Source organism: Pseudoalteromonas shioyasakiensis (assembly GCF_022398475.1).
Lineage (GTDB): Bacteria > Pseudomonadota > Gammaproteobacteria > Enterobacterales > Alteromonadaceae > Pseudoalteromonas.
Genome location: NZ_JAKEVM010000155.1, coordinates 1 through 9,946, shown reverse-complemented (window position 1 = coordinate 9,946; position 9,946 = coordinate 1). Strand labels below are relative to the sequence as shown.

Below are 9,946 nucleotides of genomic sequence, written 5' to 3'. Positions count from 1 at the left end.
TTACTCTATAGATTAAATTTCTTCATCTATCAGTTTTAATTTAATCGTTTGTTTAGCTTATAGGAATATTTTAAAGTTCACTCGTTGGCAAGAAACACCAACTTATTCAGAGGAAAACTATCATGTTAAAAACACTTGTAACCACTATTGCACTTAGCTCTTTATTAACTTGCTCAGCGATGGCAGTAGCCGACCAAGCTGATTATAAACTGATGGTTATTGAGCAAGCTCAATCTAACGACAATGCAACTAGCCAATACGAAACTGCCTTCAACCGCTGTGCATTAAGCGTTAAAGAAAAGAATTTTTCAGAAGCGGAAAGCCTGTGTACACAAGCAATTTCTCTTCTAAGCACAAGTAAAGTACCAGGTTACAAACGCCGTGAACTAACATCGTTTGCACTTAGTAACCGTGGTGTTGCACGCATCATGTCTGAAAACGATACTGCTGCTCTTTCTGACTTTTATGAAGCAGTGCAAATTTCTAAAAACGAACTTGTTAACCACAACTTAAGCCGCGCAAAACAAAACCTAGCGCTGTAAAAGTTACCCCAACCAAATTGTTGTCGAAAGCCCGGTTCTTGTGTGTTCTGACCGGGCTTTTTTTCGTCTAAAATATCTGCGTTATAGAATACTTTTCTTCACCTTATGGGTGCGATTATATCGTTTGTCAGTTTTATACCCTGTTTTCTAACTTTATAGAGTAAGCACAACGCTTACGCTAACGCTAACGCTAACGCTAACGCTAACAAGGAGAAAACAATGTTTAAATTAAATCTTAAACCCTGCGTGTGGTTAATATTATTTGTTTGTTCAAATTTTGTACTTGCCAACAATAACGACTTTAAACTCATGGTTGTTGACGATAACGCAAGCTCAAAAGCAATTATGCAAGGCAACTTTGCAAATTCATTAGAGACAATGAACGAAGCTAACAACTATATCGTGCCGTTTAACCGCTGTGTTGCGAGTGTGAAACTGAAGCAGTTTGATAAAGCTGATCAAGATTGCTCGCAAGCAATCGCGATGCTTAAAAAGGTCAATGCCTCGCACTATAAGCGTAATGAACTGACGTCTTATGCATTAAGTAATAGAGGTATTGCCCGACTAATGGCAAAAAATGATACCGCGGCCATTGCTGACTTTTATGAGGCTGTGCAGCTCAATAATAACGAGCTGGTGTCGTTCAACTTAAACCTCGCTAAACAGGAATTAAAATTGTGGTAATAAGTCATCAGGCTAAAAGAAAACCAGCCATGTCGGCTGGTTTTCTTACGTCAGTTACCTTTTAAGATTTATCTCTTGGCACAAAATCAAGCACTGTAGCATTAATACAGTATCTATCTTTACCTCTTGGCCCTTCACCAGGGAACAAATGCCCTAAATGAATACCCGAGCTTTTTGATTTAAGCTCAATACGCTGCATGCCATAACTGTTGTCTTCATGCATAGTTACACTGTCTTTTACTGGATGTGTAAAAGAAAGCCAGCCAGTGCCCGAGTTAAATCTATCTCGGGTATCGAATAGCGGCGCTCCACTTAGCTTATCAATAAAAATTCCATCCGGTGTATTTTTAAAGATGTCGTACTGCTTACAAAATGGGCTGTCAGTTCTGGCATGAAATGCCACTCTAAAAGCTTCACTGTCACCTAGTTTAAATGCCCCTAAGGCTTTGTAAAACTCACCTTTACTAACATACCCTTGGCGACCATAAACCTCTTCGCCATTTTCTATAAATAATAACGTGGGTGTTGCCCAAGTCGGCGTTTTAACCGTTAAGCCATCAAGTTGATCAGCATGTCGAAAGGTCATTGGTATCGAACCCATGTACTGATTGGCGACCTCTTTTTTAAATTTTTCACAGTATGGGCAATAACCTTTTGCATCTATCACTACAATTTGCTTACCTGCCAATAAGGCTGTGTTATCAACCTGCTGTTTTTCTACTGGTGTAAATACAACGCCCGTTGAATGATCAGGGCAATAGCCATTGGGGTTTTTCTTTAAATAATCTTGGTGATAATCCTCAGCGGCATAAAATGCATCAAGCGGTTTTATCACAGTTACAATCTTGCCGTAGCCTGCTGCTGTTAATTTGCTTTGGTATTCATCTTTAAGTTTATTCGCAACTTCTTGTTGCTCATTATTACTTACCAAAATTGTTGAGCGGTATTGAGTACCAACATCATTCCCTTGGCGATTTAGCTGAGTTGGATCATGATTTTCAAAATAATGCTTTAAAAGCGATTGAGTTGTTAACTCGTTACTGTTGTATGTCACTTTAACAACTTCTGCATAATTGTTTTTATCAAAGCGTCGTGAGCTACGTGTTATGTTCTTGTAGGTCGCTTTAAACCCATGCCCATCAGCATAGCCAGATACCGCATCCAATACACCATCAAGTGCTTCGTATCGTTTTTCTGCTCCCCAAAAGCAACCCGAACCAAGCACAATGGTTTCAATATGCCCTGTCGCGTTATCTGGCATTGTTTCAGCTTTAATTGGGCTGGTGGTAAAAATGGCACTGCAAGTGAATAGTGTCAGTAACATCGACTTAATTGTCATACTAATTTCCTCTTAAAAGCCTGTATTTAAGACAGACCGAGCATAGGTATTAATAATTTCAACTTAAACGCATGCAAACAGCGATTCACCGCTAACAATTTAACTCTTAACCTTATTTACGGTAAAACACAGCTTTTTAACATTGGGATATTAAAAAATGAAAATTGCACACAGCTTATCTGCTATTGCATTAGGATTAACACTTGCTACGCAAGTGAATGCCGCAGAGTTCACTTTTGCGAAATCAATTAAACCGAACGACAACACCCTAGTTTTATTTTTAGATACAGATAGCCAAGTTGCTAACTTTAATTATTTAAAGCCAGAAACCCAAACTCACATAAATAAAGTCATTGAATTTAGCGACTTTAAAGCAGGCTATGGCAAAACTTTAGAAGTTATCGCACCAAACGGTAGCGACCATCAGCGCATCTTACTTGTTGGCTTAGGAGAGCAGCCAAAACTAGATGCAGCAAAAATGGCAAAACTAGGTGGTAACGTTCACGCTAAATTGCAGTCGGCTAAACAGGAAAATGTTAGCCTTGATTTTTCAGAGCTAAAAGACAGCGCAATCAATGCTAAATATGCAGCAGAATTTGCACATGGCGCAAATTTACGTGACCACCGTTTTGAGCAATACAAAAAAGAACAAGACAGCCATGTTGTTAACTACACATTAGATGTTGAAAATTTAGACCAAGCGGTCAAAACCCATAAACTACTACAAAGCATTGAACAAGGTGTATTTTTAGCGCGTGACTTAACGTCTGAAGTTGCAACAGAAATGACGCCGGTTGATTTTGCTAAAGCGGCAAAAGAGCTTAAAAAGTTAGGTGTTAAAATTACTGTTTTAGAGCCTAAGCAACTTAAAAAGCTGGGCATGGGTGCACTTGAGGCTGTTGGCCGTGGTAGTGAAGAAGGTGCACGTTTAGTGGTTGCACATTATCAAGGTAATAAAAACACCCCTATCGCATTAGTGGGTAAAGGTATTACCTTTGATTCTGGTGGTTACAGCCTTAAAACAGGCGCTTCAATCGCCCGCATGAAGTCAGACATGGCAGGTGCAGCTGCTGTACTGGGTACTGTAAAAGCAATGGCACTGGCTAAAGCCGACACAAACGTTGTTGCTGTAATGGGCATGGCAGCTAATATGGTATCGCAATTTGCTGTCGCGCCGGGTGACGTTGTAAGAACCGCTGAAGGTTTAAGCGTTGAAATTGTAAATACAGATGCTGAAGGCCGTTTAGTATTAAGTGATGCAATGTGGTATGCCCGCGACAAGTACAAACCAAGTATTATGGTTGATGTTGCTACCCTAACAGGGTCTAAAATTCGTGCTGTAGGTAATGACTATGCGGCTGTATTTTCTGACGACGACACCCTTGTAGAGCAACTAACTGTTGCTGGTAAACAAGTAAACGAAAACCTATGGCGTTTACCTCTAGGTTATGAAGATGCTTTAAAGTCAGACATTGCTGATCTTAAAAACATCGGTTCACATGGCCCAGGTGCTACTACAGCAGCGAGTTTCTTACAAAACTTTGCCGGTGACACACGTTGGGTTCACATTGATATTGCTGGTAACGCGCTAAATTCTAAAGCAAAAGATGAACTAGCTGAAGGCGGTACAGGCTATGGCGTACGTTTACTGTCTAATTGGTTACTAAATAACGCACAGTAATTAGGCATTGCACTTTATCAAGTGGTTATAAGCTATTATAGCCACTTGATTGTCTTGAGTTTTTCTAATTAACACTAAAGACACATTTACATCATCAACAAACAGCCTATATGCTAATAAGCATTAAGGGATAATAATAAGATTGATACGCAATGACGACGACCAATAGTACACCTAAAATTATGGCGCTCACTACGCATAGCATCTTTTTTGATGCCTATGAAACAGCAAGCGACACACTCACTACGCAAAAGAAAATATGGGCATTAGCCCAATATTGCCAAAGCAGTGATGACTTTGTTGATGTAGTCCCTGCCAATAATAATTTAACGCTTTACCTGAAAGAGTCCGCTCAACTTGCTGGTTGGCTGCCACGATTGCTAGAACAATGGCACGAACTTAAAGCCACAGACTTTAACTCACGTCATCATAAACTTGCGACTCGTTATGGAGGTGAATATGGGCCTGATATAGCGCATGTTGCTAGACATCATAAGCTTTCTGTTGATGATGTTGCTCAAATGCACAGCAGTGCCAAATACCACGTGCTTTTTTTAGGCTTTAAGCCCGGTTTTGCTTATTTAGATGGTTTAAATCCACAACTTTACACACCTCGTCATGCTGAACCAAGGCTCTCTGTTCCAAAAGGTTCTGTTGCTATCGGCGGCGATCAAACCGGTATTTACCCTGAAAGCTCACCTGGTGGCTGGCAAATTATTGGTCATACAGATTTTCGTCTGTTTGATATCAATGCAGCCTCGCCTTGTGCTATTGAACCTGGTGATACTTTAGAGTTTGTTATTCAGGAGGTGTTAAAATGATCACTATCATCAAACCTGGCATGCAAATGTCTATACAAGATCAAGGCCGAACAGGCTCTCGCCATTTAGGCATTGGTCAATCAGGTTGCATAGACCCTTACGCTCAAGTTATTACAAACCGTTTAGTTGGCAACGACGACAACAACCCCGTTATTGAGATCACTTTAGGTCTTGCCGAAATTCAGTTCGATAACGATTACTACATTGCTCTGCACGGCACTGATATGAAAGCCACAGTGAATGGCAACCCTGTTGATCCTGGCTGGAGCTTTTACATAAAAAAAGGCGATGTATTAAAGTTTAATGCTGCACGTCATGGTTTTAGAAGCTACCTTGCTATTGGCGGCGAGTGGCATTTACCTAAGCCCATTTTAGATTCTTACTCAACAGATATATTAGCGGGTTTTGGTGGCTTAACCGGTCAAGCACTACAGGCTGGCGATAGTTTTGATATAACGCCAAGGTACAATACCAAAGTTGGCTTAGGTGCCATGCTACCACCTAAAAGTACACAAATTCGTATTCATGCTGCACCACATGCAGCACTGTTACCAAAAGAAACCATCGTTAACTTTATAAATCATTCTTGGCATGTATCGCCTAATAGTAACCGCATGGGCACAAGACTATTAAGTGATGAGTGTGATATCAGCCATGATGTTTCATTACCCTCTATGGCTGTTGCTCCTGGCTGTATTCAGCTTCCGCCAAATGGTGAACCCATAGTACTATTAAACGATGCGCAAACAACGGGTGGTTATCCATTGCTCGGCACCGTGATCGAAGCGGATCTTCGTCATTTTGCACAATTAAAACCCGGCGACTTCCTTCACTTTAAGTTTGTTACACTCAACGAAGCCCACGAGGCACAAGAAAAGCTAACTGCGCACTTAAATCAACTTGCGATAGCACTAAACTATATTAATAAATAGCGCTTAACTTATTGATGTTTAAAATGCGAGCAAAGAAAGTCTTTGCTCGCGTTACCTTCATGGCTTGTCTATACATTTAAAAAGGTAAAAACCCTACGCATTCCTTTGCACCAAAGCTGTGCAGAAAATTTAGTAACAAAAGCCTTTATTCCAGACTCATTATCATCCAATTTGCACAAATCAAGCATTTAAACTGCTCACCCTTTAACCACTTACCCCATACTGGTGCAAAGAGGTAACCGCAGGTGCATATTTTATTCTCAATTAATTAAAAAACCTGTGTGACTTAGGTAATTATTTCTGTTAAAACAAACATTCGCAGTTATATAAATTCTGTTAACTGCGCACATATTTGGAATGAGGAGTCACTATGTGTTCAATTTTTGGGGTATTAGATATTAAATCTGATCCCGCTCAATTGCGTAGCCAAGCAATTGAGATGTCAAAACTATTAAGGCACCGCGGGCCAGATTGGTCTGGCGTGTATTCATCAGATAAAGCTATTTTAGTGCACGAGCGTCTAGCGATTGTTGGCGTATCAAGTGGTGCACAGCCTTTGTACAACCCTGAGCGTACAAATATTCTTGCTGTTAACGGTGAAATTTATAACCACAAAGAGCTCGCTGCTAGTTTAGAAACTGATTTTACTTTTCAAACTCAATCAGACTGTGAAGTTATTTTGGCTTTATATAAACAAAAAGGCCCTGAGTTTTTAGATGATTTAAATGGTATTTTTGCGTTTTGTTTATACGACGAAGAGCAAGATGCTTACTTAATTGGTCGTGACCATATCGGGATTATTCCGCTTTATACGGGTCATGATGAGCATGGTAACTTTTATGTTGCTTCAGAATTAAAAGCATTATCGCCAATTTGTAAACATATTGAAGAGTTCCCTCCGGGTCATTTCTTATGGAGCAAAGATGGTCAACTTCGTAAGTACTACAGCCGTGATTGGCAAAGCTATGATGCAGTTAAAGACAACGAAGCTAAAGCGAGCGATGTTAAAGAAGGCTTAGAGGCAGCTGTTAAACGTCAATTAATGTGTGACGTTCCATATGGCGTTCTATTATCTGGTGGTTTAGATTCATCGGTTATCTCTGCTATCACACAGCGTTTTGCTGCAAAACGTATCGAAGATAATGACGAGTCTGATGCATGGTGGCCGAAACTGCATTCATTCTCTGTGGGTCTAGAAGGCTCACCCGATTTAGCAGCTGCACAAAAAGTAGCAGATATGATTGGTACGGTTCACCACCCTATTCACTTTACTATTCAAGAAGGTATTGATGCCCTGCGTGAAGTGATTTATCACATCGAAACGTACGATGTAACAACTATTCGTGCCTCAACGCCGATGTACTTAATGGCGCGCCAAATTAAAGCCATGGGTATTAAAATGGTGTTATCGGGCGAAGGTGCTGATGAGCTATTTGGTGGTTACCTTTATTTCCACAAAGCACCAAATGCGCAAGAGTTCCATGAAGAACTTAACCGTAAAGTCTCTAAACTACATATGTTCGATTGCTTGCGTGCGAATAAATCAATGGCAGCATGGGGCGTTGAAGCGCGAGTGCCATTCTTAGATAAAGAATTTGTAGACGTAGCAATGCGTATCAACCCAGAAGCGAAAATGTGTAAAGACGGTAAAATCGAAAAACACATTATTCGTGAAGCGTTCGACGGCTATCTACCAGACGACGTACTTTGGCGTCAAAAAGAGCAGTTCTCTGATGGTGTAGGCTATAACTGGATTGATACTTTAAAAGAGTATGTAAACGATCAAGTAAGCGATCAAGACCTTGCTAATGCGAAATACAAATACCCGATCAATACGCCTGATTCTAAAGAAGCGTATTTTTATCGAAGTATTTTCGAAGAGCACTTCCCTGGTGATGCAGCTGCGAAATGTGTTCCGCATGGCAAATCAGTTGCTTGTTCTACTCCTGAAGCACTAGCTTGGGATGCATCATTCCAAAACAATGCTGACCCTTCAGGTCGTGCTGCTGGTGTTCATAACGACGCTTACAAAAAGTAGTAACTTTGTGCTGCAAGCCCTGTGTTTGCAGCACTTTCCTCTCAATTGAAATAATTTGCTTTGAAATAATACTGTCATCAAATTATTCTTTGCTCGCCTCATTTTGTTCACAATTCCAACAAAAAACGTAAAAAACTGCATTTATTCGGCTGTTTAGGGACAAAAGCATTTACATTTCTTTTCGAACTCCTACACTAAAGACTAGACTTTGGTACAAATTTAGTTCGTCTACAAACTAATTTTCGGTTTCTTACGTAAAATAGTGATAGCCAAGCTTGTGCCATCCGGCCGTTTAGCTTTCTGCTAGATATAACTACAACAAGAGGTATTCATGAGCGAACATCATGATAAGTACAGTATCGACAATACCGACTACACCGTCGGTCAGGACAATGTACAAAAATGGGGTTTTGATGTGCATAACCCTGTATTTGGCATTAGTGCTGGTTTAATTGCCCTATTCTTAGTGGCAACACTTATTTCAGATGCTGAAACAGCAAAAACAACCCTGAATGGTATTAAGAACGACATTATTAATAACTTTGATGGCTTTTTTATGTGGTCAGCAAACTTATTCGTATTGTTTTGCTTAGCGTTAATTGTTTCACCATACGGTAACATCCGCCTTGGTGGTAAAGAAGCGCGTCCAACTCACTCTCGTATTTCTTGGTTAGCAATGTTATTTGCTGCAGGTATGGGTATAGGCTTAATGTTCTGGGGCGTAGCAGAACCCGTAGCTTACTTTACAGGCTGGTATGAAACACCTCTCGGCGTTGAAGCAAACACGCCAGAAGCTGCCAAAATGGCAATGGGTGCAACTATGTTCCATTGGGGTTTACACCCTTGGGCAATCTACGCCGTTGTTTCGCTTTCTCTCGCATTCTTTTGCTATAACAAAGGTTTGCCGTTATCAATTCGTTCAATTTTTTACCCTATTTTAGGTGACAAAGCATGGGGCTGGCCTGGCCACCTTATTGATATTCTAGCTGTACTTGCCACTCTATTTGGCCTTGCAACGTCTCTTGGTTTAGGCGCGCAACAAGCCGCTGCAGGTATTAACCATGTATTTGGTACTGATAGCGGAATTGGCTTACAAATTGGCGTTATTGTAGGTGTAACGTTACTTGCTGTGATTTCTGTTGTTCGCGGTATCGACGGCGGTGTAAAACTACTTAGTAACGTAAACATGCTTATTGCTTTTGTATTACTTGTATTTGTTGCACTTGTTGGTTTTTCTGCAGCATTTGGCAACCTTCCTAATACAGTAATGGGTTATGTTGAAAACATTATTCCACTAAGTAACCCACATGGTCGTGAAGATGAAACATGGATGCATGGCTGGACTGTATTCTACTGGGCTTGGTGGATTTCATGGTCACCGTTTGTAGGTATGTTCATTGCGCGCGTATCTGAAGGCCGTACAATCCGTGAGTTCTTAATTGCTGTATTACTAGTTCCTACTGTTGTGACTATCTTCTGGATGTCAATTTATGGTGGTATCGCTATTGAACAAGTTATTGATAAAGTGGGTGTACTAGGTGAAAAAGGCTTAACTGATGTACCACTTGCAATGTTCCAAATGTTTGAAGCCCTACCAATGTCGCAAGTGCTTTCATTCATTGCAATTGTGTTAGTACTCGTGTTTTTTATTACTTCATCAGACTCAGGATCATTAGTAATCGACTCTATCACTGCCGGTGGTAAAGTTGACGCACCAGTACCTCAACGTATCTTTTGGGCAACAATCGAGGGTGCTATTGCAGCAGCACTTGTTTGGATTGGTGGCACACAAGCAATCGAAGCTTTACAAGCCGGAGCCGTATCTACGGGCTTGCCGTTTACCTTTGTATTGCTATTAATGTGTGTAAGTTTAATTCTTGGCTTACGAACAGAACCAAGACACTAAACC

At 40.6% G+C, this 9,946-nt stretch carries 8 protein-coding genes; 7 read left to right on the top strand and 1 reads right to left on the bottom strand.

What is annotated here, in order from left to right; all coding sequences use genetic code 11:
* Positions 1-122: 122 nt before the first annotated feature.
* The gene (locus L1D51_RS18720) at positions 123-542 is read left to right on the top strand and encodes a tetratricopeptide repeat protein (RefSeq protein ID WP_239964493.1); all 420 of its coding nucleotides are present in this window, start codon (positions 123-125) and stop codon (positions 540-542) included.
* Positions 543-761: 219 nt separating this feature from the next.
* Entirely contained in the window at positions 762-1,226 is a 465-nt protein-coding gene (locus L1D51_RS18715; protein ID WP_239964492.1) for a tetratricopeptide repeat protein, read from the top strand.
* Positions 1,227-1,287: 61 nt separating this feature from the next.
* Here L1D51_RS18715 and msrA read toward each other — a convergent pair whose 3' ends face one another.
* A complete protein-coding gene (gene msrA, locus L1D51_RS18710; protein WP_239964491.1) occupies positions 1,288-2,565 on the bottom strand; it encodes a peptide-methionine (S)-S-oxide reductase MsrA in 1,278 nt (425 codons plus the stop codon).
* Positions 2,566-2,722: 157 nt separating this feature from the next.
* Here msrA and L1D51_RS18705 point away from each other — a divergent pair, with 157 nt between their 5' ends.
* The 5 genes from L1D51_RS18705 (at position 2,723) to L1D51_RS18685 (ending at position 9,943) form a co-directional block, all read left to right on the top strand.
* Complete coding sequence (locus tag L1D51_RS18705; RefSeq protein WP_054561535.1) at positions 2,723-4,246, top strand: leucyl aminopeptidase; 1,524 nt, start codon at positions 2,723-2,725, stop codon at positions 4,244-4,246.
* A 152-nt stretch (positions 4,247-4,398) separates the two neighbouring features.
* Entirely contained in the window at positions 4,399-5,067 is a 669-nt protein-coding gene (gene pxpB, locus L1D51_RS18700) for a 5-oxoprolinase subunit PxpB (RefSeq protein ID WP_239964490.1), read from the top strand.
* Complete coding sequence (locus L1D51_RS18695; protein ID WP_239964489.1) at positions 5,064-5,999, top strand: 5-oxoprolinase subunit C family protein; 936 nt, start codon at positions 5,064-5,066, stop codon at positions 5,997-5,999. The genes pxpB and L1D51_RS18695 overlap by 4 nt, the downstream gene beginning before the upstream one ends.
* A 370-nt stretch (positions 6,000-6,369) precedes the next feature.
* Positions 6,370-8,037: an asparagine synthase B gene (asnB, locus tag L1D51_RS18690; protein WP_239964488.1), complete on the top strand. Its 1,668-nt coding sequence runs from the start codon at positions 6,370-6,372 to the stop codon at positions 8,035-8,037.
* A 331-nt stretch (positions 8,038-8,368) separates the two neighbouring features.
* On the top strand, positions 8,369-9,943 hold the full coding sequence (locus tag L1D51_RS18685) for a BCCT family transporter (protein WP_054561539.1): 1,575 nt from the start codon (positions 8,369-8,371) through the stop codon (positions 9,941-9,943).
* The last annotated feature ends 3 nt before the right edge of the window (positions 9,944-9,946 follow it).

Coding starts and splice junctions, on each gene's coding strand:
- L1D51_RS18695 (WP_239964489.1), top strand. CDS start 5,064: ATGATCACTATCATCAAACCTGGCATGCAAATGTCTATACAAGATCAA.
- L1D51_RS18685 (WP_054561539.1), top strand. CDS start 8,369: ATGAGCGAACATCATGATAAGTACAGTATCGACAATACCGACTACACC.
- L1D51_RS18705 (WP_054561535.1), top strand. CDS start 2,723: ATGAAAATTGCACACAGCTTATCTGCTATTGCATTAGGATTAACACTT.
- asnB (WP_239964488.1), top strand. CDS start 6,370: ATGTGTTCAATTTTTGGGGTATTAGATATTAAATCTGATCCCGCTCAA.
- L1D51_RS18720 (WP_239964493.1), top strand. CDS start 123: ATGTTAAAAACACTTGTAACCACTATTGCACTTAGCTCTTTATTAACT.
- L1D51_RS18715 (WP_239964492.1), top strand. CDS start 762: ATGTTTAAATTAAATCTTAAACCCTGCGTGTGGTTAATATTATTTGTT.
- pxpB (WP_239964490.1), top strand. CDS start 4,399: ATGACGACGACCAATAGTACACCTAAAATTATGGCGCTCACTACGCAT.
- msrA (WP_239964491.1), bottom strand. CDS start 2,565: ATGACAATTAAGTCGATGTTACTGACACTATTCACTTGCAGTGCCATT.